Source organism: Vibrio sp. D3, from assembly GCF_043995865.1.
Lineage (GTDB): Bacteria > Pseudomonadota > Gammaproteobacteria > Enterobacterales > Vibrionaceae > Vibrio > Vibrio diabolicus.
This window is the reverse complement of sequence record NZ_CP171887.1, coordinates 2,328,122-2,354,489: the sequence shown is the minus strand read 5'-3', so window position 1 is coordinate 2,354,489 and position 26,368 is coordinate 2,328,122. Positions and strand designations below refer to the sequence as shown.

At 45.4% G+C, this 26,368-nt stretch carries 27 protein-coding genes; 14 read left to right on the top strand and 13 right to left on the bottom strand.

All coding sequences use genetic code 11. The annotated features are described in order from the left end of the window. Positions 1-154: 154 nt before the first annotated feature. Entirely contained in the window at positions 155-913 is a 759-nt protein-coding gene (gene gloB / locus ACHFJ9_RS18875) for a hydroxyacylglutathione hydrolase (RefSeq protein ID WP_256935672.1), read from the bottom strand. A 37-nt stretch (positions 914-950) separates the two neighbouring features. Here gloB and ACHFJ9_RS18870 point away from each other — a divergent pair, with 37 nt between their 5' ends. Continuing rightward, positions 951-1,697, top strand: coding sequence for a class I SAM-dependent methyltransferase (locus ACHFJ9_RS18870; RefSeq protein WP_012841508.1), 747 nt, complete (start codon positions 951-953; stop codon positions 1,695-1,697). Here the strand turns inward: ACHFJ9_RS18870 and rnhA are convergent. Further along, positions 1,694-2,158 carry a ribonuclease HI gene (gene rnhA / locus ACHFJ9_RS18865; RefSeq protein WP_012841509.1) on the bottom strand — a complete coding sequence of 155 codons (465 nt, stop codon included), beginning with the start codon at positions 2,156-2,158 and terminating at the stop codon, positions 1,694-1,696. The genes ACHFJ9_RS18870 and rnhA overlap by 4 nt on opposite strands. A 59-nt stretch (positions 2,159-2,217) precedes the next feature. Here rnhA and dnaQ point away from each other — a divergent pair, with 59 nt between their 5' ends. The 5 genes from dnaQ to ACHFJ9_RS18840 all read left to right on the top strand — a co-directional run bounded on the left by dnaQ (position 2,218) and on the right by ACHFJ9_RS18840 (position 5,900). After that, complete coding sequence (dnaQ, locus tag ACHFJ9_RS18860) at positions 2,218-2,940, top strand: DNA polymerase III subunit epsilon (RefSeq protein WP_005380385.1); 723 nt, start codon at positions 2,218-2,220, stop codon at positions 2,938-2,940. 8 nt (positions 2,941-2,948) lie between these two features. Beyond that, positions 2,949-4,199: a TIGR03503 family protein gene (locus ACHFJ9_RS18855; RefSeq protein ID WP_395355907.1), complete on the top strand. Its 1,251-nt coding sequence runs from the start codon at positions 2,949-2,951 to the stop codon at positions 4,197-4,199. 205 nt (positions 4,200-4,404) lie between these two features. Further along, entirely contained in the window at positions 4,405-4,962 is a 558-nt protein-coding gene (locus ACHFJ9_RS18850) for a hypothetical protein (protein WP_395355905.1), read from the top strand. 51 nt (positions 4,963-5,013) lie between these two features. Beyond that, positions 5,014-5,406 (top strand): DUF1353 domain-containing protein, encoded by a 393-nt coding sequence (locus ACHFJ9_RS18845; protein WP_046875512.1) that lies wholly within the window; start codon positions 5,014-5,016, stop codon positions 5,404-5,406. A gap of 83 nt (positions 5,407-5,489) precedes the next feature. Next, entirely contained in the window at positions 5,490-5,900 is a 411-nt protein-coding gene (locus tag ACHFJ9_RS18840; RefSeq protein ID WP_085342912.1) for a GNAT family N-acetyltransferase, read from the top strand. A 73-nt stretch (positions 5,901-5,973) separates the two neighbouring features. Here ACHFJ9_RS18840 and ACHFJ9_RS18835 read toward each other — a convergent pair whose 3' ends face one another. Beyond that, the gene (locus tag ACHFJ9_RS18835) at positions 5,974-7,749 is read right to left on the bottom strand and encodes a SulP family inorganic anion transporter (protein ID WP_046875514.1); all 1,776 of its coding nucleotides are present in this window, start codon (positions 7,747-7,749) and stop codon (positions 5,974-5,976) included. Positions 7,750-7,960: 211 nt separating this feature from the next. Continuing rightward, positions 7,961-10,405 (bottom strand): acyl-CoA dehydrogenase FadE, encoded by a 2,445-nt coding sequence (gene fadE / locus ACHFJ9_RS18830; protein WP_395355902.1) that lies wholly within the window; start codon positions 10,403-10,405, stop codon positions 7,961-7,963. Between the two features lie 376 nt (positions 10,406-10,781). Here fadE and lpcA point away from each other — a divergent pair, with 376 nt between their 5' ends. Both lpcA and ACHFJ9_RS18820 read left to right on the top strand, forming a co-directional pair. Then, entirely contained in the window at positions 10,782-11,357 is a 576-nt protein-coding gene (gene lpcA, locus ACHFJ9_RS18825; RefSeq protein WP_005380392.1) for a D-sedoheptulose 7-phosphate isomerase, read from the top strand. A gap of 51 nt (positions 11,358-11,408) precedes the next feature. Beyond that, positions 11,409-12,254: a class II glutamine amidotransferase gene (locus tag ACHFJ9_RS18820; protein WP_006741678.1), complete on the top strand. Its 846-nt coding sequence runs from the start codon at positions 11,409-11,411 to the stop codon at positions 12,252-12,254. A gap of 363 nt (positions 12,255-12,617) precedes the next feature. Here ACHFJ9_RS18820 and purN read toward each other — a convergent pair whose 3' ends face one another. Continuing rightward, the gene (gene purN, locus ACHFJ9_RS18815) at positions 12,618-13,274 is read right to left on the bottom strand and encodes a phosphoribosylglycinamide formyltransferase (RefSeq protein ID WP_395355899.1); all 657 of its coding nucleotides are present in this window, start codon (positions 13,272-13,274) and stop codon (positions 12,618-12,620) included. Between the two features lie 151 nt (positions 13,275-13,425). Beyond that, positions 13,426-14,466, bottom strand: a complete 1,041-nt coding sequence (gene purM / locus ACHFJ9_RS18810) for a phosphoribosylformylglycinamidine cyclo-ligase (protein ID WP_395201117.1) — start codon at positions 14,464-14,466, stop codon at positions 13,426-13,428. A 179-nt stretch (positions 14,467-14,645) separates the two neighbouring features. On the opposite strand from purM, the gene upp reads away from it, so the two are divergent. Further along, a complete protein-coding gene (gene upp, locus ACHFJ9_RS18805) occupies positions 14,646-15,272 on the top strand; it encodes a uracil phosphoribosyltransferase (RefSeq protein ID WP_041852906.1) in 627 nt (208 codons plus the stop codon). Positions 15,273-15,393: 121 nt separating this feature from the next. Here upp and ACHFJ9_RS18800 read toward each other — a convergent pair whose 3' ends face one another. Further along, positions 15,394-16,647, bottom strand: a complete 1,254-nt coding sequence (locus ACHFJ9_RS18800; RefSeq protein ID WP_226421026.1) for a uracil-xanthine permease family protein — start codon at positions 16,645-16,647, stop codon at positions 15,394-15,396. Between the two features lie 365 nt (positions 16,648-17,012). On the opposite strand from ACHFJ9_RS18800, the gene ACHFJ9_RS18795 reads away from it, so the two are divergent. Then, positions 17,013-18,221, top strand: coding sequence for a DUF2066 domain-containing protein (locus tag ACHFJ9_RS18795; protein ID WP_301576301.1), 1,209 nt, complete (start codon positions 17,013-17,015; stop codon positions 18,219-18,221). 140 nt (positions 18,222-18,361) lie between these two features. On the opposite strand, the gene ACHFJ9_RS18790 is transcribed toward ACHFJ9_RS18795, so the two are convergent. Genes ACHFJ9_RS18790 through ACHFJ9_RS18775 form a run of 4 tightly spaced genes read right to left on the bottom strand, consistent with a single transcriptional unit; the run spans position 18,362 to position 21,213 of the window. Then, positions 18,362-18,802, bottom strand: a complete 441-nt coding sequence (locus ACHFJ9_RS18790) for a DUF2069 domain-containing protein (protein ID WP_012841511.1) — start codon at positions 18,800-18,802, stop codon at positions 18,362-18,364. Between the two features lie 22 nt (positions 18,803-18,824). Next, positions 18,825-19,394 (bottom strand): NAD(P)H:quinone oxidoreductase, encoded by a 570-nt coding sequence (wrbA, locus tag ACHFJ9_RS18785; protein WP_012841512.1) that lies wholly within the window; start codon positions 19,392-19,394, stop codon positions 18,825-18,827. Then, entirely contained in the window at positions 19,395-19,745 is a 351-nt protein-coding gene (arsC, locus tag ACHFJ9_RS18780; RefSeq protein ID WP_005380410.1) for an arsenate reductase (glutaredoxin), read from the bottom strand. It lies immediately after the preceding gene. Positions 19,746-19,761: 16 nt separating this feature from the next. Then, complete coding sequence (locus ACHFJ9_RS18775) at positions 19,762-21,213, bottom strand: tetratricopeptide repeat protein (protein ID WP_012841513.1); 1,452 nt, start codon at positions 21,211-21,213, stop codon at positions 19,762-19,764. A gap of 257 nt (positions 21,214-21,470) precedes the next feature. Here ACHFJ9_RS18775 and ACHFJ9_RS18770 point away from each other — a divergent pair, with 257 nt between their 5' ends. Both ACHFJ9_RS18770 and ACHFJ9_RS18765 read left to right on the top strand, forming a co-directional pair. Then, the gene (locus tag ACHFJ9_RS18770; protein WP_046875522.1) at positions 21,471-21,707 is read left to right on the top strand and encodes a sulfurtransferase TusA family protein; all 237 of its coding nucleotides are present in this window, start codon (positions 21,471-21,473) and stop codon (positions 21,705-21,707) included. A 1-nt stretch (position 21,708) separates the two neighbouring features. Beyond that, on the top strand, positions 21,709-22,782 hold the full coding sequence (locus ACHFJ9_RS18765; protein ID WP_006741685.1) for an AI-2E family transporter: 1,074 nt from the start codon (positions 21,709-21,711) through the stop codon (positions 22,780-22,782). Between the two features lie 77 nt (positions 22,783-22,859). On the opposite strand, the gene bcp is transcribed toward ACHFJ9_RS18765, so the two are convergent. Together bcp and ACHFJ9_RS18755 are read right to left on the bottom strand one after the other, a co-directional pair. Beyond that, complete coding sequence (bcp, locus tag ACHFJ9_RS18760; RefSeq protein ID WP_005380418.1) at positions 22,860-23,330, bottom strand: thioredoxin-dependent thiol peroxidase; 471 nt, start codon at positions 23,328-23,330, stop codon at positions 22,860-22,862. 16 nt (positions 23,331-23,346) lie between these two features. Beyond that, the gene (locus tag ACHFJ9_RS18755) at positions 23,347-23,889 is read right to left on the bottom strand and encodes a glycine cleavage system protein R (protein ID WP_012841515.1); all 543 of its coding nucleotides are present in this window, start codon (positions 23,887-23,889) and stop codon (positions 23,347-23,349) included. A gap of 477 nt (positions 23,890-24,366) precedes the next feature. On the opposite strand from ACHFJ9_RS18755, the gene dapA reads away from it, so the two are divergent. Together dapA and bamC are read left to right on the top strand one after the other, a co-directional pair. After that, the gene (gene dapA / locus ACHFJ9_RS18750) at positions 24,367-25,245 is read left to right on the top strand and encodes a 4-hydroxy-tetrahydrodipicolinate synthase (RefSeq protein WP_012841516.1); all 879 of its coding nucleotides are present in this window, start codon (positions 24,367-24,369) and stop codon (positions 25,243-25,245) included. 80 nt (positions 25,246-25,325) lie between these two features. Next, positions 25,326-26,345 carry an outer membrane protein assembly factor BamC gene (gene bamC / locus ACHFJ9_RS18745; RefSeq protein WP_395355893.1) on the top strand — a complete coding sequence of 340 codons (1,020 nt, stop codon included), beginning with the start codon at positions 25,326-25,328 and terminating at the stop codon, positions 26,343-26,345. Positions 26,346-26,368 lie beyond the last annotated feature (23 nt).

Sequence of the window (26,368 nt, the reverse complement as noted above, 5' to 3'; positions counted from 1 at the left end):
ATTAATAGAGGCAAAGAGCTTCTAAATTATGCAATGGGGAGAAATTCAAATAGATTTATATCAACCCCAAACGTAAGAGAAGCGCCAGTGGCGCTTCTCGAAAAATCAGCCCCTGATAATACTGGGGTCTTGCAAACTTACAAGCAGAAAATGGTTAAAATTCGTTCTTCCACTCACGCAAAGCAGTAAAAACCGAGCATGGATCGCTATTTTTAATACGACTAGCAACAGATTGAACCACGTCAGGATTGGTGGTTCGCAAGAACGGATTAATCCACTTTTCTTTGCGTATTGTTGTTGGAAGTGTCGGAATGTTTAGGGCTCGCAGTCGGTTTACATCATCGCGATATTGACGGAGCTGCTCATTATCAGGCTCAACCGCTAAAGCAAACGCCACGTTACTCGCGGTGTATTCATGCGCGCAGAAGACTTGAGTTTCTTCTGGTAGAGACGTTAGCTTGTTTAGTGACTCAAACATTTGCTCTGGCGTACCCTCAAAAATACGACCGCAGCCTGCGGAAAACAACACGTCACCGCAAAACAGTTTTCCGTCTCCAACGTAACCGATATGACCTAAGGTATGGCCTGGTAAACCCAGCACCAAAAAGATTTCGCCAAATAACTCCAGTTTGTCGCCTTCTTCCATGGGGGTGGTTAGGGTTGGAATTGGCTCAGATTTCGGGCCTACAACGGCGACTTCAGGAAAGGTACGCACTAAGTCTGGAACGCCACCAATGTGATCGTTGTGGTGGTGCGTAATTAAAATCGCTTCTAAAGTTAATTCGTTAGCCTGCAAGTATTCTAACACTGGCTTCGCATCGCCCGGATCAACGACTGCGCAACGTTTATCGCTATTTTGTATCAGCCAGATGTAATTATCATTAAATGCGGGTATGCTTTTGATCTCTAACACGATTCGTTCTCCGTCACCCATTTTAGTCAGGTGGTTAATGAAACCAGCACTCAGCAACAAAACTATACCACACCCGTCGACTTGGTCAGCAATGAACAACGGTCCGTGGGTGCTTGAGTCAATCCAGACCCGACTTGATGAATGGTGTCCGAAACTCTTCGGTTACCATATGCTCAAACTGGGCGGGTTGAGCTGTGAGCTAACCAGCTGTAATTGTAACATTCAACACCAAGTCAACGTAGATATCCAGAACCCGTTGCATAATGTGATTGCAGATGGTTACGAATTGCCCTTTTTGGAAAAAAGCTTTGATGTTGTGATACTCGCTCATCAGCTCGACTATGCAAGCGATCCACACCGTTTGCTACGGGAAGTCGATAGAGTGATGATGGATGATGGTTATTTGATAATCACTGGATTTAACCCACTAAGTTTGACTGGATTAGCGAGTTTGCTTCCATGGCGTAAACATAATTTGCCTTGGAGTGGACGAATGTTTACGTCGAACCGCATCAACGACTGGTTAGGGTTACTTAATTATCAAGTGATTCATTGCGATCGTTACGCGCTGTTTCCGATGAAGCGCTACCGCACGATGTGGACATGGTTGGAAAACAGTCTCGGTGATTGGGCGTCACCTGCAGGGAGTTTGTATTACATTGTGGCACGGAAACGAACATACCCTCTCAAGCCTATCAAACCGCATTGGCGTTTGAAGAAAAAGCTCACACCACTAGGGGTGATGAATCGAGAGGGCAATACTATGAGGAAAGAATCTCGTTAAGAGGGTTGGTAACCAGTATCTTCCTCGGTTGGGTTTTCTGCGGCGGTACGGGCTAGCTCATCACAAATTTCGTTCTCACGATGGCCCGCGTGGCCTTTTACCCAATGCCATTCAACTTGATGGCGTGCGGTTTCTTTGTCTAGAGCTTGCCATAAATCGGCATTCTTAACGGGTTTTTTATCCGCTGTTTTCCAACCACGCTTCTTCCAGTTATGGATCCACTGAGTAATACCTTGGCGCACATATTGACTGTCAGTCGTTAAAGTGACTTTGCAAGGTTGTTTTAACGTCTGCAGCGCGACGACAGCCGCCAACATTTCCATGCGGTTGTTGGTGGTTAACGTGTAGCCTTTGGAAAGCGTCTTTTCTACGTCTTTGTAACGCAATACAATGCCGTAACCACCTGGTCCTGGGTTACCTAAACAAGAACCGTCAGTGAAAATCTCAACGTGTTTGGTCATATTTTTTGGTACTATTAGCCGAAACATTTAATAAAGCATAGTCTGACATACATAACCTTATGAATACCAGCAGCAATTCTGAATATAACCGCATTGTCGTTCTCGATACCGAAACCACAGGTATGAACCGCGAGGGTGGTCCTCACTACATGGGACACCGCATTATTGAAATCGGTGCCGTGGAGATCATCAACCGTAAGCTGACTGGTCGTCACTTCCACGTCTATTTAAAACCCGATCGTGAAATCCAACCAGAAGCGGTTGAAGTTCACGGTATTACGGATGAATTCTTGGTTGATAAACCGGAATACGCGAGCGTGCACCAAGAGTTTCTTGAGTTTATTAAAGGTGCAGAACTTGTTGCCCATAACGCGCCCTTCGATACCGGCTTTATGGATTACGAGTTTGGCATGCTCGATCCCAACATCGGCAAAACGGACGACTACTGCAAGGTGACCGACACCCTTGCTATGGCGAAGAAAATCTTCCCAGGTAAGCGAAACAACCTTGATATCTTATGTGAACGTTACGGTATTGATAACTCGCACCGTACACTCCACGGAGCTTTGCTCGATGCGGAGATTCTAGCCGACGTTTACCTCTTTATGACGGGTGGTCAAACGAGTCTAGAATTTAACGCGAATAAACAAGAGGGTGGGGTAGAAACCATTCGCCGTATTGAAGGAAGAAAAGCGCTAAAGGTTTTGCGCGCAAGTGCCGATGAACTAGAAGCTCACCAAAAAAGATTAGAGTTGGTGAACGACTGTATTTGGCATCAATAGGAGAAGCTATGCTGAGGGCTTTGTTGGTCGCGTTTTTAGCGATATGGAGTAGTCTCTCGAGTGCATCGAGTGAATCTGCTATGTCTTTGTTAGACAATCGCTTTCGAGTGGATCCAACCATCGAGCAGATCACTTTTTTAGTTTATCGTGAGCAAAGTTCTCAGCCAGTTGTTTTAGTCCGCCCTGACGGTAAAAAGTACTATGCTTGGGACGCCTACGACAATGTACGTTGGTACCAAGAAGCCTCACTCGATATTATCTCCGTTGACAACCCTATGCCAGGCCCATGGCAGGCTGTGGGGAAAGTCACTCCTAAAAATAACATCCGCTTAATTTCTCACTTAAAGCTCAGCACGGATGTGTTCCCAAACCGATTATATAATGGGGAAGCGCTTAAGTTTACAGCTCTCCTAACCTCCGACGACAAACCTCTTGTTCTGCGCGACTTCCTTGACCGCGTGAATTTGCGCGTGACATTTACCAAGTTTGTCGAAAATGAAGATGAGTTGATCAAAGAAGCACGTCCAGTGCCGATGGTTGTGGGTGAGTTTGCTGATGATGGCCGCGGCTTGGATGAAAAAGCAGGGGATGGTGTGTTCACTGTCCAACTACCAATAGACGTTGAGCCCGGTAAGTACCGTGCGCGAATCACCTCTGGTAATGGCGTATTCTTACGAGCGCAAGAGCAAGTCATCTTGGTTTATCCGAACCCAATTTCTCGTACTTTTATTCAGGCGCGCAATCCTGACAAACCACACCAATTGGTGGTGAGTGGTGAGCAAGGTATGATCGCGCCAGGCTCAATCGCAGTCACGGTGGAACAAGATGCACCCGATGGCTTTGTTAGCTACAGCCAAGGCCAGGTTTCTAAAGATGGAATGAGAACCACGCTGAACCTCAATAACGACGCTGAGCTTGGTAAATACGCATGGCGCGGCGAGATCTTTGCCACTGATTTTGCGACGCAACGTCCACTGGTGTTTCCTATTCCAGAGCAAACTTTCAGTGTTGTTGATGACGTTGATCTAGAAGCCGCTCGAATTGCAAAAGAAGCTGAATTAGCCGAGCAGCGCCGTATTGAAATGGAAAAGCAAATTATCGCTGAGCGGGAGGCTGAGCGTAAGCGCAGCATGATTATTATCGCGGTGGGTAATGTGATAATGCTGCTGATTGTGATCCTTGCATGGATAGTCTGGCGCAAAATTAAAGCGAAACGCGATGCCATGCCAGAGATGCAGTTAGAGGTGCCAAAGAAATAGTAGTAACACATAAAGCGAGAAACGGAGCCAATCGGCTCCGTTTTTTTTTCAGTTTAAGTTTGAGACAGAATTTGATGTTTCTCATGGTCATTAATCATTTTATTTTAAAGTAACACCATGATTTAACGTTGATTAATCATAATAAAGCTCGCATGATACTCTTTACGTTTCGACTTGATTTTAGTGCGTATCGACGGAGTGAGTTATGACAATTGGAGCGTTAGAACTAGAACATCTACCACGACAAAAGGCCTTGGTTGAGTCTGCTTATGATGCCTTTTATTCTGAAAAAGACGTTGTTGCTGCGGTATTGCTTGGTTCATTGTCATCAGGAAAAGGTGACCGTATTTCGGACGCTGATGTTGTTGTCTTTACTCAAAACAACTTCCATAAAGCCTCAGAGCCTTGCTTTACCCACTTTGAAGCAAATAAAGACATTTTTTATCGTCTTGAGGGAGAGCACAGCGAAAATGCGTGCTTCAAAAAATATATTTTTAATGACCTAACCAGTGCGGAGATTCATTGTTTAGATATCTGTGAGCCTTTCAAACTTTCTAAGCCATTTAAGGTTTTATTTGATAAAGCTGATGTGACTGCTGGCATGGTTACTGATGAACCTGCGCCAAAACATGAAGATTTCCCAGTTTATACCAGTGGTGATCAAGGCCTGATTTGGGAACTCTTTGATTGTATTAAGTGGTTGAGCAGAGATAACCATGATCTTGCAAAGTCCTACTTGAAAAAACTCTCTGAGAAACTCTAATTTGAGAGTTATCCCCGTTCCTCCCACTCAAGTTAGTTAGGCGGTTAGGTTATGAAATACAAAAAGCGTCAGAAGTATAAATACACTCTCCATTCTGAAGAAAAGATTGAGACTCACATTTCAGTGAGTAACGCGTATGACAGCCCTTTTCTTAGTTTGTCCAAACAAGGCGTGTTAACGATTAAAAAGGGCTACGCATGGGATGGAGCGAGTGGGCCGGCGTTAGACACAAAAAACATTATGAAAGCTTCTTTAGTTCATGATGCTGTTTACCAACTCATGAGGGAAGAGGTGTTGCCACAAAGTGCTCGAAAGCATGCGGATATGTTGCTGAGAGAAATATGTTTAGAAAAAGGAATGTCTAGCTTCAGAGCGACTTATATCTACTATGGCGTCAGAGTTGTCGGTGGCTTCTTTTCCAGACCCGACACTTTGTGTGCTTAATGGGAACATCTTTCCAATTTTAACTGTTTATTTATACAGTTTGGTTATGTAAGCTCCAAGGTGATACAAAGGAGTCGTACATAATGACAATAAGATATGAAGAGCACGTGCCAAGCCCGAAAGAATACTGTGATATGCGCGTCAAAGCCGGGCTATCACCCAAATCGTTGAAAGCTGCTGAAATTGGTCTACCCAATTCGTTGTATGGCGTATCTGTCCGGGATGAAGGAAAGCTCATTGCAATGGGCCGGATTGTTGGTGACGGGGCGTGTAACTTCGAAATTGTCGACGTTGCCGTTGATTCTGATTATCAAGGTAACGGTTTAGGTAGAAAAGTCATGGAATACATCGACGGTTATCTTTCTTCTGTTGCACTTGAAGGCTCTTACGTTTCTATGATTGCTGATGAACCGGTCTTTTACGAAAAGCTTGGTTATAGGCTGGTGGCTCCTAAAAGCCAAGGGATGACAAAAAAGTTTAAGCCGAAGGCGTAATACGTATTCAGCTGTGAAGATAAGTACTTGAAAACAGGAGTTTAATCTCCTTTTTTCTATATTAAATTTCCATTTAAGCCACTTCTGGAATTGGTTTGGGTGGCTGCTCTAAATCAGGCTCTTTTTGAACAGTAGGAATTTGTCCCTCACCCACAGCACTGATGTAACAGCCACTAAGTTTAATGGCAAGGTACATATCGGCTCGCAGTAAGATGCCTCCTTCACTGGTGCTGATACCAGTAAGCTCACACCATTGACGTAAGCGTCGTTTCCTTCCTGCGAGGATTAAGCGTACGCCTCTCTTTTTTAAAGTATTGTGAATATCTGCCAGTGTTGCCATCACACTGAGATCTAAGTGAGTAAAGCTCGATACGGCGTCGATGACAACGCAACTTGCGTCTTTGTGATGTTCTACTTGCTCTAACACTCGGCGTTTAAAGTAAGGTGCGTTGAAGTAAGTCAGCGGCGAGTTAAAGCGGTAAATCACCATTCCAGGAATAGGCGAAGCTTTTCCTGAGTCGTCGATGGTTCGAATGGTGCCTTTTTCATCCAAGCCAAGTAGCTGATCACTCGGTCGCATGACAATACGTAAAAATTGAAATAGCCCTAGCAGTACCGCTAAAGTGATCCCCGGTATTACGCCTACGATCAAAACAGAAATAAAAGTGATGATTGCTAGATAGAACGCATCTTTGTCACGAGATTTTAATTTCCAAATGGCTTTGAGATCGAGCAGAGACAAGGATGCGATGATCAACACGACACCAAGTGATGCGATGGGAATAAACTGTAAAGGCTCATAAATAAATACCGCAATAATGGCAATGGTGATTGCGGCAACAATCGAAACTAATTGAGATTTACCGCCATTTGCATCATTTACCGCTGTGCGTGAGTCAGCTCCGCTTATCGCGAAACCTTGCGAAAACGCTGAGGCAATGTTGGCAAAGCCCAACGCCTGAAACTCTTTATTTGCATCAATATCATAACCGTTTTTAGCGGCGAAACTGCGCGCGGTGAGCATCATGCTAACAAAGCTGACAATCGCAAGGTTGAGCGCCGGGACCACTAGCTCACGAACTTCACCTAGCTCAAACTCCGGCGTTTGAAACTGAGGGAAACCACCTTGAGTGAGCCCAACTACGGATACGCCCATCTCTTGTAAATGGAAAAACCAAACTGACGCGGTAGTCACGAGTATCGCCAGCATGGCAGCAGGCCAAGTTGGTCGGTAGCGTTTGGTGAGTAAATAAACAACAACCGTCACGATACTCAGAGTTACGGTAGGCCAATGAAGCTCGGTTAATCGTTGTGGAGCCTCCCATAAGCGTTCCAGCAAATAACGTTGTTCGTATTTCAAACCGACCACTTTGGCAAACTGACCAACGATAATTGTGAGAGCGACACCGTTGAGTAGACCCAAAAGAATCGGGCGAGAAAGGAAGTCTGCAAACACCCCTAACTTGAAACGACTGGCCAGTACACACCAAATACCAGTCATCGCTGTCATGGTCATGACTAACTGCCAATGTTTTGTAGGATCACCCGCGGCAAGCGGCGTAACAACGGCGGCAATCACTGCACAGGTTGCTGCATCAGGTCCGACAATGAGTTGTCGAGATGTGCCCATCATGGCGTATACCAACATTGGCAGTACACACGAGTACAGACCGACAATTGCAGATACACCGGTTAGCTGTGCATAAGCTATGGCAACTGGCAGGGCAACCGCGACAACAGAAAAGGCGGCTCTAAAGTCGTTAACAAACCATTCTTTTTGATAATGCTTAAGCTGAACAAGCCCAGGGAACCACTGTGCGAATAATATTTTAGCCAACGGATTTACCATATATGTGAGTGAGTTACTTAAAAGTATACACCGCTTGCTTGGAACGTCTGTGAGTTAGTTATCACTGGAAATCGGGGGGAAGGGTCGGAGTGCGTGGATTTTATTGCGCTTGCGCAGAGGTTCTTCGTGGTGTGAGGTGTTATGAAGGCTATTCTGGTAGCAATAAAAAACGGGAGTTGTCACTCCCGTTTTATGGTTTCAGATTAGAGAGTTAGGCAACGCTATCCATCTGAGGGTATAGCGGCTTTGCTGCGAGCAATTCCGGCTCAAAGTCGTCAACGTTGATTGTATCCAGACGATGCTGTTCAGCTTCTCTTAGTAGGTCGGCTTCTTCTTGCGTGATCAAGCCTTGCTCTAGCCCTTCCTGAGCAATCACATCCAAACGTAGGAATGGACGACGTTTGCCTTGCGCTTTACATACTTTGTCGAACACTGGCTCAGCTTGAAGAATGACTGACAGGGCAAGCTCAATCTTACCTGCTGCGTTGTGCTCGGTTGGTTCAAGGTACTGACCGCGACCAATGCGTGAGCGCGTTGCACTAGGCGTTTGTAGAATGCGCGCCACTTTGCTGTCTAGTTTATCGCTTGGCGCTTTGCGTACACGACCGAATGGCATGATTAACACGCGCAGTGCACGACCAATCACTTTGTTCGGGAAGTTTGCTAAGAATTCGTCTACCGCCACTTCCGCTTGTTTCAAACTGTCTTGTAGACCCCAGTGTACTAATGGTAAATCTTCGACTGGGCGGCCATCTTGCTCAAAACGTTTCAACGCCGCAGAGCTTAAATATAGCTGGCTTAGAATGTCACCAAGACGCGCTGATAGACGCTCTTTACGCTTCAAAGAGCCACCTAGCACTGCCATTGAGATATCCGATAGCAGAGCAAGGTTTGCACTGTAACGGTTCAATTGTTGGTAGTAACGCTTGGTTGCATCTTTGGTTGGTGATGAAGAACCTAAACCGTCGCTCAAACCAAACCAGATACTGCGTACGAGGTTACTCATGGTAAAGCTCACGTGACCCGCAAGCGCTTTATCGAACTTCTCAACTGCATCGCCAGCGTCAGAATATGCTGCGTTCATTTCTTCAAGAACGTAAGGGTGACAACGAATCGCACCTTGACCAAAGATGATCATTGAGCGTGTTAAAATGTTTGCACCCTCAACCGTTACCGCGATTGGCGCACCTTGGTAACCACGCGCTAGGAAGTTAGAAGGTCCCATACAGATACCTTTACCGCCTACGATGTCCATTGCGTCGATGATGCTTTGCTGACCGCGATGAGTACAGTGGTACTTCACGATAGCTGAGATTACTGATGGCTTTTCACCTAAGTCGATACCTGCCACGGTTAAGTTGCTTGCTGCATCCATCACGTAAGCATTACCACCAAGACGTGCCAATGGCTCTTCTACGCCTTCCATGTGACCGATAGGTTGTTTGAACTGGCGACGAATGCGTGAGTAAGCGCCCGTTGCCATTGCCGCAGTTTTGATGCCACCTGTTGAGTTTGAAGGTAGCGTGATACCACGACCAACCGATAGACACTCAACCAGCATACGCCAACCTTGGCCCGCCATTTTTTCACCACCGATAATGAAATCGATAGGAACAAAGATGTCTTTACCGCGCGTTGGACCATTTTGGAATGGCACATTGAGCGGGAAGTGTCGGTTACCAATCTCAACACCTTTGACATCAGTTGGGATAAGCGCACAAGTGATGCCAAGATCTTCTTTGTCGCCTAGCAAACCTTCAGGATCGCGAAGTTTAAATGCTAAGCCTAGTACCGTTGCGACTGGCGCTAGAGTGATGTAGCGCTTGTTCCAAGTCAGGCGCATACCCAGTACTTCTTTTCCTTCCCATTCGCCTTTACAAACCACACCGTAATCTGGAATAGAGCCAGCGTCAGAGCCTGCTTCTGGACTCGTTAAGGCGAAACAAGGGATTTCCTTACCTTCAGCTAGGCGCGGTAAGTAATGATTTTTCTGATCTTCAGTACCGTAGTGTTGCAGTAGCTCACCAGGGCCCAAAGAGTTAGGAACACCAACGGTAGACGATAGAACGCCAGAAACACCCGTTAGTTTTTGTAGTACTAGTGATTGAGCGTATGCTGAGAACTCAAGACCACCGTACTTTTTCTTAATGATCATGGCGAAGAATTTGTGATCTTTCAGGTATTGCCATACTTCTGGCGGTAAGTCTGCGAGTTCGTGAGTCACTTGGAAATCGCTCACCATGGCACACACTTCATTCACTGGACCGTCTAAAAAGGCTTGTTCTTCTGCACTTAATTTAGGTGCTTGAATTGCGTGAAGCTTTTGCCACTCTGGTTTGCCTTTAAATAGCTCGGCTTCCCACCAGACGGTACCTGCGTCTAACGCTTCTTTTTCGGTTTGAGACATAGCTGGCAGCACTTTCTTGAAAAGCGCTAATGCTTTGCGGCTTATCAAAGACTGACGTACGCCAGGAACCGCGAATACAGCGGCAGCAAGAACGTAAATAGCCCAACCAGTAACGTCAACCGCGCCTATTACTGTGAGAGCTAACATAGCTGCTGTGAGTAAACTAATAGATTTCACGAGAGACATGCGGTGGTAGAGCGTAATGCCTAGCACGACCGTCATCGTGATGATTGAGAGCAAGATGTCCATATGTATTTTCCTTTTCAGACTTTATAAGTGTTGTACGTCTGTATGTTAGGTAAGAGGTCTAACCAGTTGGTTTAAGTGTAATCAAAATATTAAGGAAATGTAAAACATAAGATTGGATAAAAAGTGATCTAAGTAGAGTTAAAGTTCTAAAGTTGCGATTTGAGTGATGGTTTCATGAGCAAGTTGACAAGTTTATTACCATCACCAATCTAAATCTGTTGGTTCACTATCGACACTAATTCTCGTTTGTGGGTAAACTCAGAGTAATCAAACCCGAGTTCAGGTTTATGAAATGTCCGATACCAAATTGGTATCAGAACAATTTGCTCAGTGAATCTAGGACTGACTGAAGCCGAAATAATAAAGAGAACGTCTTATGTACCATGATCTGATTAGAAGTGAATTAAACGAAGCTGCTGAAGTGCTCAACAAATTTTTAAGCGATGACCATAACATTGCGCAAATCGAAGCAGCGGCGAAAATGATTGCTGACTCATTCAAGCAAGATGGTAAAGTACTGTCATGTGGTAACGGTGGTTCTCACTGTGATTCGATGCACTTTGCCGAAGAGTTAACAGGCCGTTACCGAGAAAACCGTCCTGGCTATGCTGGTATTGCTATTTCAGATCCAAGCCACCTTTCTTGCGTGAGTAATGACTTTGGTTATGACTTCGTGTTTTCCCGTTATGTAGAAGCCGTTGGTCGAAAAGGTGACGTACTGTTTGGTCTGTCGACTTCAGGTAACTCAGGTAACATCCTGAAAGCGATTGAAGCGGCGCAAGCGAAAGGCATGAAGACGATTGCGCTAACAGGCAAAGATGGCGGCAAAATGGCAGGGCTTGCCGATATTGAAATCCGCGTGCCACACTTTGGTTATGCGGACCGTATTCAGGAAATTCATATTAAGATTATTCATATCATCATTCAGTTGATTGAAAAAGAGATGGAATAGTCGTTTCACAGCCACCTTTTCGAGCTGTGTTGTTAGGGAGTTTTTTAAATCATGTGTGAATTGCTCGGTATGAGCGCTAATGTTCCGACGGATATTTGTTTCAGTTTTACCGGGCTCATGCAGCGTGGAGGTCGAACTGGCCCACACCGTGACGGATGGGGAATTACCTTCTACGAAGGGAAAGGTTTTCGAACTTTCAAAGATCCCAAGCCAAGTTGTGAGTCGCAAATTGCAGAGTTAGTGCAAAATTATCCTATCAAGAGTCGTGCTGTCGTTAGTCATATCCGACAGGCGAATCGTGGTGGTGTTAATTTAGAAAATACTCATCCCTTTACACGTGAGTTATGGGGTAGGTATTGGACGTTTGCGCACAACGGTCAGCTCTCAGGCTATCAAGACTTACATACGGGTCGACACCGACCTGTCGGCGAGACAGATAGCGAACTGGCCTTTTGTTGGTTACTGAAGCAAATGGAAGATCGATATCCTGAGCCGCCAAAGGACATGGAATCGGTATTCTTATATGTTGCTAAATGTTGTGATGAGCTAAGAGAGAAGGGTGTATTTAACATGCTTCTGAGTGATGGTGAGTATGTAATGACGTATTGCACCAATCACTTGTATTGGATCACGAGACGCGCACCGTTTGGTAAAGCCGCTTTGCTTGATGAAGATGTGGAAATTAACTTCCAAGAAGAAACAACGCCACACGACATTGTGTCTGTGATCGCGACTCAACCTTTAACGGGCAACGAAGCTTGGCAGCGGATGAAGCCTGGCGAATACGGCTTGTTTCACCTAGGTGAACTTGTGAAAAACAATGCCTCTGAACTGGTGAATGTGCCGTTTGCAGCGGCGAAACCGGGCAATCAGGCGCCAACTGAGCCGTTAGAATAGCGGTTAATTCGGAACAACTCGTAAAGCTCGCTTAATCGCGAGCTTTATTTTTATGCGTTTAAACCGAGGGCAGATACTGGTGAACTCTCATACTTTCTAGCCTCCAAGTCTCGCTGAGGCTTGCTGGAAAGACGTAACTGATAGAAATTTCTCATGAAACACCACGTTATTCTGAACGGTGAGGAACGAACCAGATTCAGAATCTACTTTCCGAGCGTTGTGTTACTCAAGTGGTTATGGGATTTTTTAGAATGTTGGGTTTCTAGTCGCACTGCGGCTTTCTTGAATCAAGTTTATAAGTTTCAAAACAACAAAAGGCAGCTTTCAGGCTGCTCTTTTGTGTTTGGAATTTGGTATTCAGGACTACTCATCGGAGGCGTAGCCGTGTGCGCCAAGTTTTGCGCCATCTAAATAGGCTTTACCATCCTTCATGAGCAACCGCTCGTCTACCAGCCACTTGGCCACCATAGGGTAGATTCGGTGCTCCTGAGCCTGAACACGTGCTGCAAGTACACTAGCATCATCGTCTTCGAACACCGGAACTTTTGCTTGCAGTATGACAGGGCCACCATCAAGCTCTTCCGTTACAAAGTGCACACTCGTACCATGTTCTTTGTCGCCAGCATCAATTGCTCTCTGGTGTGTGTGTAGCCCAGGATATTTTGGTAGAAGAGAAGGGTGGATATTGATCATCTTACCCATGTAATGAGAAACAAACTCGCTGCTCAGAATACGCATGTAGCCCGCCAGAATAATCACGTCTGGTTGGTATTCATCGATTTGACTCATTAGCTCTGCATCAAAGCTTTCACGCGAGTCGAATGCTTTAGGGTCGACAAAGTGACCGTCTACATCAAACTTTTTTGCACGTTCTAAACCAAAAGCATCTGCTTTGTTAGAGAACACGGCTGCCACTCGTGCGTTTGGCATGCTGTCTTCGCAAGCTTCCAAGATAGCTTGCAGGTTACTTCCGTTACCCGAGATGAGGACCACAATGTTTTTTAGGGTATGGTTTTTCATGATGTCGAGAGCGCCTTGGTATGGTAGGTTGGAGTTATGTAGCTTCTAAACTACCTATTAATAGAATGGTTTTTAGTGTTCTAGATAGCAAAATGAGGACCTAGTCACCTAGTGTCCTCATTCTTCTTATCTTTTGAGCTCGATTTGCAAATTATTGGATTTCAACTTGCTCTTCGTTCGCTTCAGCTTGTGCGATTTGACCAATCACCCATGCGCTTTCACCTTCTTCTTGAAGAAGAGCAACCGCGGCTTCCGCTTGGTCTTTAGGTAGTGCAACGATTAGACCCACACCACAGTTGAATGTACGGTACATTTCGTGTGTGTCGACGTTGCCTTTCTCTTGTAGCCACTTGAAGATCACTGGCCACTCCCAGCTGTTACCATCGATAACTGCTTTTGTGCCTTCAGGCAGAACACGTGGGATGTTTTCCCAGAAACCACCACCAGTGATATGAGAAATCGCATGGATGTCGTGTTTCTCAATCATCTTAAGTGCTGATTTGATGTAAATCTTAGTTGGTTCTAGTAGGTGCTCACCGATAGTGCGACCTGCTAGTTCTTCGTTCTTATCTGCGCCAGATACTTCTAGGATTTTACGGATAAGGGAGTAACCGTTTGAGTGTGGGCCGCTTGAGCCAACAGCGATAAGTGCATCACCAGCAGCGACTTTCGTGCCGTCGATCACGTCTTCTTTTTCGACGACGCCAACACAGAAACCAGCTACGTCGTAGTCTTCGCCTTCATACATGCCAGGCATCTCCGCAGTTTCGCCACCAATTAGGGCACAACCTGCTTGAACACAGCCTTCCGCGATACCTGAAACAACATCCGCTGCGGTATCAACGTCTAGTTTGCCTGTTGCGTAATAATCTAGGAAGAACAGTGGCTCTGCGCCTTGCACGATAAGATCATTTACACACATCGCAACAAGGTCGATGCCGATAGTGTCGTGCTTGTTCATATCCAGTGCTAGGCGAAGCTTAGTACCTACGCCATCAGTACCAGAAACCAGTACAGGTTGTTTGTATTTGGTTGGCAATTCGCATAGCGCGCCAAAACCACCGATACCACCCATAACTTCAGGGCGACGAGTACGTTTTACCGCACCCTTAATACGATCCACAAGCGCGTTGCCTGCATCAATATCTACACCAGCGTCTTTATAGCTAAGAGAAGAGTTGTTACCACTCACAGGGAAGTCCTCGGTATTAAGTTGGATATGAAAACGGCGCTATTCTAACAGTGCTTAAACATAGATAGCAAACGTTTGCGTCTGTTTTTTTCTTTAGTGATTTATCCTGATATCCCTGTAAAAATCATGTATAATCTGAAGGTTTGTTTAAATATTGCCAACTATAGCCGGAGATGGACATGAAAGTTGTTGAAGTAAAGCACCCTCTAGTAAAACATAAAATTGGTCTAATGAGAGAAGGTGACATCAGCACAAAACGTTTTCGTGAGTTAGCGACTGAGGTCGGTAGCCTACTTACTTACGAAGCAACGTCAGACTTTGAAACAGAAAAAGTGACCATTGATGGTTGGAACGGTCCGGTAGAAGTAGACCAAATTAAAGGTAAAAAAGTAACCGTAGTACCAATCCTACGTGCAGGTCTAGGTATGATGGACGGTGTTCTTGAGCACATGCCAAGCGCACGTATCAGTGTTGTTGGTATTTACCGTGATGAAGAAACACTTGAGCCAGTTCCTTACTTCAACAAGCTTGCTTCTAACATCGATGAGCGTATTGCGCTTGTTGTTGACCCAATGCTTGCAACGGGTGGTTCTATGATTGCTACGATTGATCTTCTAAAAGAGAAAGGTTGTAACCAAATCAAAGTGTTGGTACTTGTTGCTGCACCAGAAGGTATTGAAGCGCTAGAAAAAGCACACCCAGATGTGGAGCTATACACTGCGGCCATCGATGAGAAGCTAAATGACAAAGGCTACATCGTACCGGGTCTAGGTGATGCAGGTGATAAGATCTTCGGTACTAAGTAATTCTTTAATGTATTACTACGACTGAACAGAAAAAACAAAGGCTTGGTGAAAACCAAGCCTTTTTTATATCTATAATACGAGAAGAATAAAATGCGCCACTCAGTAAAGCAGCGCAGACGCACTATTTCGCGTTCTCTTCTTCCATTTGTGCGTTATCTACAACGTGGTTTTCACCTAAATCGTTTGGTAGCACAAGGTTAAGAATAATTGCCACGATACCGCATAGGCTCACACCTTGTAGGCTGAACTCGCCAATACCGAAAGCCATACCGCCAATACCAAATACAAGTGTTACGGCAACGATCACTAGGTTACGAGACTTATGTAAATCAACGTTATTCTTGATCAGTGTATTAAGTCCTACCGTGGCGATAGAGCCGAACAGCAGAATCATGATGCCACCCATGACAGGAACTGGAATCGTTTGAAGAATCGCGCCTAGCTTACCTACCAATGCAAGTACGATTGCAGTGATCGCAGCCCAAGTCATGATCACAGGGTTAAATGCTTTGGTTAGCATTACCGCTCCTGTAACTTCACTGTAAGTGGTGTTTGGTGGAGCACCCACCATCGAGGCTGCGATAGTTGCCACCCCGTCACCTGCGATTGTGCGATGAAGGCCAGGTTTTTTCAGGTAGTTTTTACCTGTAACGTTTGAGATAGCAAGCATGTCACCTACGTGCTCTACCGCAGGTGCGATAGCGACAGGAATCATGAACAAGATTGCGTTTATGTTGAACTCTGGCGCGGTGAAGTTTGGCATAGCTAGCCAAGCCGCTTGTGTTACTGGAGTGAAATCAACCACCCCATAGAATAGAGAAACAGAGTAACCAGCAAGAATACCACCAACAATAGGAACGAGCTTCAAGAAGCCTTTTGCAAACACGCTTAGTACAATGGTTGTGAGCAGTGAGACCGCCGAGATGATGATCGCAGCATCACCATTAACAAGCTGTGCAGCACCATCACCGGTTTTACCTACCGCCATGTTCACTGCTGTTGGAGCAAGGCCAAGACCAATCACCATGATCACAGGGCCAACGACAACAGGCGGGAGAATTTTATGGATAAATCCAACACCACGCACTTTGATCATCGCCCCTAGAGCCACATAAACCAGGCCCGCTGCCATTAAGCCGCCCATCGTTGCGCCGATACCCCAAGTTTGGATACCGAACATAATAGGAGCAATAAACGCAAAAGAAGAGGCAAGGAAGATGGGAACAGAACGTTTAGTCATTAATTGGAAGAGGAGAGTACCGACACCGGCACCAAAGAGGGCGACATTTGGATCAAGGCCAGTTAGAAGCGGCACAAGCACCAAAGCACCAAAAGCGACAAAGAGCATTTGAGCGCCTTGTAACGCGTTTTTCATAATAATTCCCTATTTTCAAGATACGCAGACAAATCCGGCGAATACTATCATCCTGCAATCGTTTGCAACGTTGCATGGATCAAACTTTCGATTGAATCTTTCCCATAAATAGCGTTTTTGAGAGTTAGTTGCTTGCAAATTGGCCTCTTTTACGAGTCTTGCGTGACGATGAAAAATGAACTGTCTAACTTGTTGAGATAGCTGGATAAGCAATGAGTTTATTATGAAAAAAAACACTAGAGTGCTCGTTGAGACCCGAGTTAACAAAGCTGGTCATAATACAGACAATTTACTCAGTACTTACCTTGCTCAAGGTTTGATAGTTGCTTATTATTCGGGTTCTTGTTCAGAGGATTATAAAAACTATGCGCTATTTAGCTCTCTTACTGATAGGTTGGTTGTCCCTACCAGTATATGCATTAACTCAGGTGGATATCTATCGTGCCGAAGTGGTTATCGACAGTGAGCAGAACGACGGTGAGTCTCTGGCTCGTCAACAAGGTATGCAGGATGTGATTGTTCGAGCGACCGGTTCTCAATCCTCTTTAAGCAATCCAGTGATTAAAAAGGCACTTGGTTCAAGTGCGCGTTACATTTCCCAACTGAGTTATGGGCAGGTTGATGGAAAAGCGAGCTTAAAAATGTTGTTTAACAGCGACCAAATCAGCTCGCTTTTAACACAAGCACAATTGCCATCTTGGTCGCCAAATCGCGCCAATATTTTGGTTTGGATGGTGGAAGAGCAGGGCTACGATCGTAATATTGCTTGGGAGCATTCCGACTCTTCAAACGTTGTAGCACTTCGCAGTGCTGCGAAATCGAGAGGCTTGCCGATCACGATCCCGGTTGGTGATTTTGATGATGTAACTGGTGTGAATGTTTCTGATCTTTGGGGCGGCTTTATTGAGCCTATTGGCCAAGCCAGCCAGCGATACCCAGCGGATGCTGTTTTAGTTGTGCGCGCTCAAGGTGAACAAATTCGCTGGACGTTATACGATCAATCACCAATGAGAATTGTTGAAGCACAGCGCTCTCCGCGTAACGGTTCCGCATCAGGCGCCAATGCCATTGCTGAGATGGTTGATGGCATCGCTGACTACTACGCGAGTAAGAGCGCAGTGGTAGTATCTGGAAAATCTTCAAAAGCGTTGGCGGTGAAAGTCCTTAATGTAACGTCTGCCACGGACTTCTTCCGTTTAGAGAATGCGTTAAAACAACTTAATTCGGTTGCGGGTACGGAAATTAAGCGTGTCCAAGGTGATGAGCTGACGCTCAACATCCATCTTTTGGCATCTCAACAAGCTTTTGAGAAGGAAGCTTCTTCTATTTCTCAATTAATGGTTTTTGAAGATCCTTTGGGTGAAGTTGATGCCCCAGCTTTAACTCAAGAAGCAGAGCCAATTGCTCCGATGAATGAAGCTAAAGATACAGCTATGGTAGAAAAAGAGCAGTCTGAAGTGCCTACGGATATCGCGGCGGAAGCAAAGGACGAAACGCACCCAACTCAGCCGATGATTGTGGAGCCTGCCCGAGAACAGTATGACTTGATCTACGAGTGGCGCTCGGCATCGTAATTGCGTTGATAGCGTTCTAGGCGTCAAGCGCAAGGATCAAACACCAATGTGGTAAGCGTAAAAAAGAGTCGCAATAGCGACTCTTTTGGTTTTCTAAATTCGTATTCGAACCAATGCTCAGTGATTGACTGAGATTGGCGTTATTTATTGAATTTCGCTTTTTCTTCTTTTTCTACTTGAGAGAGGCGCTTCAACTTAAGACCTAGCTCTTTGCCTCTCGCTCTAGCAAACAAAATATTGCCAGCGAAACCGAGTGAAGTCAGGAGCAACTCTACTGCCGCAAGCCAACGTTCTCCACCATCCACATAAAGGATGGTCAGCGCATGCAAGAAATACAGCATAAGAACAAAGTTAGCCCAAGCATGAGTGTAAGGCTTACCAGCCAAAATACCAGGCAACGGAAGTAATAGCGGAATACACCAAGCAATAGCAAGTGTTGTGCTGCTAAGGTGAGGGTGAGGGGACAACGCAAGCTGCCAAATTGCGACCCAGGCTAATAAGGCTAAGTTGCCAAATAAAGCTAGGTAACGATAGGTTTTAGCCTGTGTACCGAGTGGTGTTTGGTCTAAAGAGTCAGACATCGATTAACTATCCTTGATTTTACTAACAGACTTTTAGTTTTAACGCTGCAGTTGCCAGCCTTTTGCCTAATTGTTGTGCCAGACGAATCTCTTCACTGCTGAGGGTTGCCTCATGGCCTACACTGCTGGCGCCATACGGAGTGCCTCCGGACTGCGTAGTGTGTAGCTCTGGTTCGGCATAAGGAATGCCCAAAACCATCATCCCGTGATGCAATAAAGGGGTCATCATGCTTTGTAACGTTGTTTCTTGACCACCATGCATCGAAGAGGAAGAGGTAAAGACACAAGCTGGCTTATCGATTAAGTCACCACTGACCCATAAAGATGTAGTCTGATCCCAGAAGTGCTTTAAAGGCGCTGCCATGTTGCCAAACCAGACGGGACTGCCAAACGCTAGACCGTCGCACGTTTTCAGTTCCTCTAGAGTAACAATTGGATCAGAAGGGGAGTGTGAGTGAGGTGACAATTCTTCAACTGTACGCAAAATTGCTTGGCATTGAGGAGTCGATTCGACTCCTCTTGCTATCTGTCTTGCCAGTTGTTTTGTCGAGCCGTGACGGCTGAAATACAAAATAAGGATCTGGCAATCCATTTATAGAATATCCAACACTTGCTCTGGTGGTCGACCAATTTTCGCTTTGCCGTTGGCAACTACCACCGGACGCTCAAATAATTTTGGATTTTTCGCCATTGCTTCGAACAATTGCTCATCGCTAACAGAGTCTTCGCCTAGGCCAAGTTCTTTGTATTCGCTTTCTTTGGTGCGCATCATTTCACGTACAGATGAAAAGCCAAGTTGTGCGTACAGCGCTTTTAGCTCATCTACGTTAAGTGGTGTGTCTAGGTATTTGACGACTTCCGGTGTAACACCATTTTGCTCAAGCAGTTCAAGTGTTTGACGGCTCTTTGAGCAACGAGGGTTGTGATAAATCACGACTGACATGGTTTTCTCCATTTCGTTATTGTAATGCCATGAATCGATCTCTTTGGATCATGAGTTGGTCAATACGGGCATCGTATCGAGCTTGCTCTAAGCTGCCCAACTTGGCCATTTTACTTGCTTCACTATAATATTGAATCGCTTTATTCCAGTTTGCTCGCAACGCCAAAATTTCCGCTCGCGCAGCCAACTCTTCATCACTACGTCCTAGCGCGTGGTAGCTCTTCGATATTAGGTGCCAGCCATTTGTATCTTCAGGATAATCATGAGTGTATCTTTGAAGAACTCGCGTGGCTTGATCGTTTTTATTGTCCTCAAGTAGTGCATTGGCATAGTTAATGGTCAATACTTTATTTTGAGGGTTCCGAGATAACGCTTTACGGAGCATCTCGGTTGCTTTTTCTGGCTGCTTCTTCTCGATATATAAATCCGTCATAGCATCCAGGTAGAACGGGTTACTTGGGTCCTGCTCCAGCAACTTTTTCAAAATAGGTTCCGCTTGAGACAAGCGTTTGCTGTCTAAATGTACGAGTGCTCGCCCATAGTCAAAAGCAGGTGTGATGTCCGCAGAGGCTTTCTTTTGAGTTCGTTCAAACCAGCCCAAAGCAGCTTGTCCATCAATGCCAGCGTAACGAGCCACAATGCGCGCACGCGCTAGGTGATAGTCTATTGAAGGCACAACACGCATTGGTGGATAGGTCCTTGCTCGTGCACGGCTATCGGTAATTCGATCTTCAGGTAGTGGGTGAGTCAGTAGCATTGGCGGCGGTTTACTCGCATAACGATATTCATCTGCAAGACGGCCAAAAAAACGTGGCATTGCTTGAACATCAAAACCAGCTTTTGCCAGTGTCGAAATACCAAAGCGGTCCGCTTCTTTCTCATTTGCGCGAGTGTAGTTGATTTGGCTTTGCATGTTACCTGCGGTTGCCGCCGTAATTGCAGCCATCCCCGCTTCTGGTGAGGCAATCGAAAGCAGCAATGCGCCAGCGAGTGCAGCTAATGTGGCCGGAGAGCGACGTGCTTGCTCTTCCATGCTGCGCGCAAGGTGGCGTTGTGTGACGTGCGCAATCTCGTGAGCAACAACAGAGGCCAACTCACTTTCTGAACGCGCATGAAGAAACAACCCAGAGTGCAACGCTACGTAACCACCAAAAAACGCGAACGCGTTAATATTGCGGTCGCGAATCATAAAGAAGTGAAACGGCGTTTTTACATCGTTCGCATTGGCTACTAATCTGTGCCCGAGAGCGTCAATATACTCATTGATAACAGGATCATTAACGATAGGTTTACTGGCTCTGAGCATACGCATATAGGCGTCGCCGTAAATCAACTCTTGGTCTATTGAGAGCGTGCCACCAGCAGCCGTGCCAATGTCTGGCAAGTCAATGCTATTGGCATAAGTTGTCGGCGAACTGATTGCAGCTGCAAGACATAAGCAAACTAGCGAGCGAGTGCGTTTTAACATACGTTTAAAAGGTTCTCCAAAATACATAAGCATGTGGTTAGAGGCTGAGAACCTCTCAACAGCGCCACATGCGTTTTGGTTATCCGCGAGGATATAAGCTAGCAATAAGACCGGAAATAAATGAATTGGTTTCGTAAATTATTTTATATCCGAGTCATTTCAGCATGTGGTTAAATCATGTCAGAAGTGCTAGCACCAGCTCAAAAAGCCGTTACAATACAACCCTATCATAAGTGCAGAGCAATACAATGGAATCCATGTTACTTGATTTGCGTGAACAACGTTGCCCTATGGCACTGTTACTTGCAAAGCGTCACGCTGCTGAAGTCTTTCAAGGAGAAACGCAGCAGTATCATCAACTTGTTATTCAAGTGGTGGATAACAGCTCTAAACGAGACATTGTGAACTATCTCAGTGCCCAAGGGTACTCAGTTGATTGCCAATCTACATCAGAGCACTACACATTGACTGTATTCAATAAGGAATCCGCATAAGATGTTTGAAATGGTTAGTCGTTGGTATAAACGACGTTTCTCAGACCCTCATGCAGTAAGTCTCGTCGCGATCTTGCTGTTTGGTTTTATCACCATTTACTTCTTTGGGCATTTGATTGCGCCATTGCTTGTCGCGATCGTTTTGGCTTATTTACTTGAATGGCCAGTCGTAAAAATGTGTCGCATGGGCGTGCCGCGCACTTTGTCGGTCATCATCGTGATCTTAATGTTCGTTGGATTGATGTTGATCGCTTTGTTTGGTTTGGTTCCGACGATTTGGACTCAGGTCGGTAATCTAATTAACGATATTCCAAACATGTACAACGGGTTACAAAAGTTTATTGTCACGCTACCAGAGCGTCATCCTGAGTTAGCAAACTTAGAAATTGTAGAAACCGTGGTGACAAATGCCAAAAACCAAGCGTTGGGACTTGGTGAGAGTGTAGTAAAAGGCTCACTTGCGTCATTAGTCAGTATTGCGACGCTAGCGGTATACCTGATTTTAGTGCCACTACTTATCTTCTTTTTGCTTAAAGACAAAGAAGAGATGCTAAGAATCGCGAGTGGTGTTTTGCCGAAAAACCGTAAACTCGCGAATAAAGTTTGGCATGAAATGAACGAGCAGATCTCTAATTACATTCGCGGTAAAGTGCTCGAGATTTTAATCGTGGGTGGCGTGAGCTACGTGACTTTTGCCATTTTAGATCTTCGCTATTCGGCGCTGCTTGCCGTAGCTGTCGGTCTATCGGTGTTAATTCCTTATATCGGCGCGGCAGCTGTAACTGTGCCTGTCGCCATCGTTGGTCTGTTCCAATGGGGTCTTGCGCCTCCGTTTTATTGGTTGCTGCTTGCTTACGGTATTATCCAAGCGCTGGATGGTAATGTGTTGGTTCCTGTTCTGTTTTCTGAGGCGGTAAATCTACACCCCGTTGCCATCATTGTGGCAGTGTTAGTCTTCGGTGGCTTGTGGGGTTTTTGGGGCGTATTCTTCGCCATTCCGTTGGCGACACTAGTTAAAGCCGTATGGCATGCTTTACCAAGTACGGAAGAAAACGAACCAGTCGAACAAGAGTAGGCGTTACCAAAGTACAATGCTCAAAAGAAAGCCCAGCAGTTTGCTGGGCTTTTTGTTATTTGAAGAACGGATCGCGCTTATGCGTTTTCGTTGAGGTAATTTAATACGACTTCGTGGTGATCTTTGGTTTTGAACTTGTTGAACACGTGTTCGATCACGCCTTCTTCATTGATCAGGAAGCTAATGCGGTGAAGACCATCGTATACTTTACCCATGAATTTCTTTTCGCCCCAAACGCCAAATTGGTCTGCAACGGCATGATCTTCGTCAGAAAGCAGGGTGAAGTTTAAATCATCACGCTCGATGAATTTGCCTAGGCGTTTTACAGGGTCGATGCTTACGCCAAGTACCACCACGTTGTGTGCATCGAGTTCAGCTTTGATGTCACGAAGACCTTTTGCTTGTGTAGTACAACCCGGAGTCATCGCCTTAGGGTAAAAGTAGAAAAGTACTTTCTTGCCTTTAAAGTCTTCAAGAGAAACGGTATTTCCGTCTTGGTCGAGCAAAGAGAAGGCTGGCGCTGGCGAGCCTGCTGTCAGCGTATTCATGGTGATTTCCTTTACTTTATAGTGTGTTTTTAATGAAATTCAGAGAACCTTGTACGTTGAGCGACTGACAAAGTTCATCGAAATCTTCTTGTAATTGCATTAAGTTACAATCCGCACTTACTGATGCGGTAATCGCAATGTGGAATTGGTCGGCATCAAGTTGAATTTTCGACTTACTGATAGTTTGCGCGCTGAGTGAGTCCAAACCAATCTGTTGATCCGCGAAGAACTTAGTAAACTTTTCAGTCAGACCTGGGCGGTCTTCAGACTCAATAAACACTTCCATTGTGTAGCTGTTGTCGAGCAATTCGTGCGCCGACGTACGCTTCATAATCGTAATCAGGTCATGCTCTTGGCCAAGTAGAGGCAATTGCGTTTCTACTCGAGTCACGCTACTGGCGTTCCCAGTTAGGAGCATGATCAGCGTAAATTCACTTCCAAAGATAGCGATACGGCTATCGACTATGTTACAACCGGCTTGAGTAACGAGGTGTACTACTTGGTTACAAATGCCTGGACGGTCCGTTCCAACTGCTGTAAGTACCAGATGTTGCTTCATAAATGAGCTTCTTGTCCTTTCTTCAATAGAGAGATGTTAGCACAGATATTGCGGAGAAATATCGAGTCAGTTCTTTTTTTAGTTTACAAAAAAGCAGGTTGGCTCTTGAGGTGAACGATTGGAGGCAAGCAGTAAACGAGGGAGTTGGGGGAATAAAACGTTTGCATGATGTGCTTGCGTATTGTTTGGTCTTTTTATTCACTCAGGTCTGACTTGGCGAGCGCAACCCAAGAGTATATTTTCCTGGCTTGTGCACTTCAGTATTTTCCAAATCACTGATAGATTCTAAAGTCACTCGAAAGCCCAACACGATTATCAATATTGCCGCTAATCAAACCAAATAGAGCAATTAAGTTGCTAGACCTCTAACAACTGATAATTATTCATTCATTTGTACTTTGTAAGCGAGTTTACGCTCTTGTGTTTTTCAATCGCATTACAGTACCATGCAGAAAGAGTTAAATGAGGGAGATAAACATGTTTTCAGGAAGTATCGTAGCGCTGATTACGCCATTCAAAGCAGATGGCGAAGTAGACTTTGACAGTCTGCAAAAGCTAGTAGAGTACCACGTTGAAGCGGGTACAGACGGTATTGTGGCAGTAGGCACAACAGGTGAGTCAGCGACACTGACCATTGAAGAGCATGTAAAGGTCGTTAATAAAACTGTTGAGTTTGCCGACGGTCGCATCCCTGTGATTGCTGGCACGGGTGCAAATGCAACCCACGAGGCAGTAACATTTAGCAAATTACTGGCTGATTCTGGTATTGCTGGCTTCCTGAGTGTGACACCGTATTACAACAAACCAACTCAAGAAGGTTTGTTCTTGCACTACAAGGCAATTGCTGAAGCGAGTGATGTGCCTCTAATTTTATACAACGTACCAGGCCGTACTGCTGTTGATATGCAGCCAGAAACAGTGGCACGCTTGTCAAAGCTTGATAATATCGTGGCTTTAAAAGATGCAACGGGCGATTTGGACCGAATTGCAATTCACCGTGAACTTTGTGGCGAAGATTTTATCTTACTAAGTGGCGATGATGCGACGGGTCTCGATTTTGTGAAACTTGGCGGCAATGGTGTTATCTCGGTAACGAACAATATTGCAGCTAAAGACATGGCAGACATGTTCCATTTGGCAAGTGAAGGTAAGTACGAAGAAGCAGAAGCGATTAACCAACGCTTGATGACTCTACACAAAAACCTTTTCATTGAAGCAAGCCCTATCCCAGTAAAATGGGCAGCGCAAAAGCTTGGTTTAATTGAAGAAGGTGGTTTGCGTCTTCCTTTAACCACACTTTCTGAAAAATCGCAGCCGATCGTCGAACAGGCGTTAACCGACGCCGGTATTTATTAAAATTGAGCTATTAAGATTGAGTTACTAGGATTGAAGTTCATACTGGGGGCCAAAGCGCCCTCGGTGTTTTAGGAGTATAGATGAAGCTTTCAAGCCAGTTAGTGTTAAGTTCATTAGCTGTATTCGTATTGACTGCCTGTTCAGGTGGTGCCAATCAACGTCGTCAAGCAAAAGATGACTTCGAGTATTTGAACTCCCCCAATTTGGGTGAGTGGAATGTCCCACAGGGTGCACAGCCTCAGTTTTACCCTAACTATGAGATCCCTCAGGGTAACTATGCTGGTGGTGTAGGTAAAGATGTCGACATTCGTCCACCTCAACAAGTCCTAGAGCTTATTCCTGGTGCACGTCTGGACCGCAGTAGTGATGGTGAAGTGACACTTTGGCTACTTCGTAAAGATGAACTAGACAAGGTTTGGCAAACCGTACAAAACATGGTTTCTGCCAACGAAATACCAGTTGAAAGCCAAACAGATTCTCGCATCGAGACGGGTTGGGTGACGTGGGATTCGCCAGATGAAGAGCTAGAAATTGGCAGCCGATATGAAATCGTACGCGCTGAAGCAAATGGTCGACACGGCTTTAAGGTGAGCCTTATTGACTGGCGTGAAGGCAATCAAGTGAAAGAAGTAACGGCGACCAACCGTGAGCGCTACAATGTATTCATGACGAACTTGGTCACCGCTCGCTACGACCAAGAAGTGCGTGAAGAAGCACAGCGTAAAGCGCAAGAGTTGGTTAAACAGATCCCAATCACAATGGGTAAAGACCGCAGCGGACTTCCTGTGATTATCGCGCGTGCGCAATACAACATGCTTTGGCAACGTCTGCCTAATATTCTACCTAAGATGGGCTTTAAGATTGAAGAGCGTAGCCAGTCTCAGGGCACAATCACTGCGAAATATGCGTCTCCGGATGATGAATTCTGGAACGATATCGGCGTTAAACCAGTGGAGTTAGACGCTGGTAAGTACACATTCTTACTTGGCGATTTAGGCAATCGTACGTCTATCAATATTACGGATTCCTCTGGTAAGCCAGTAGAAGAAGAGTTTTTGAAATCACTAGCGCCTGTATTGGCTGCGACGGTGAAGCAGTAACCAAGCGAACTTAACGCGATACG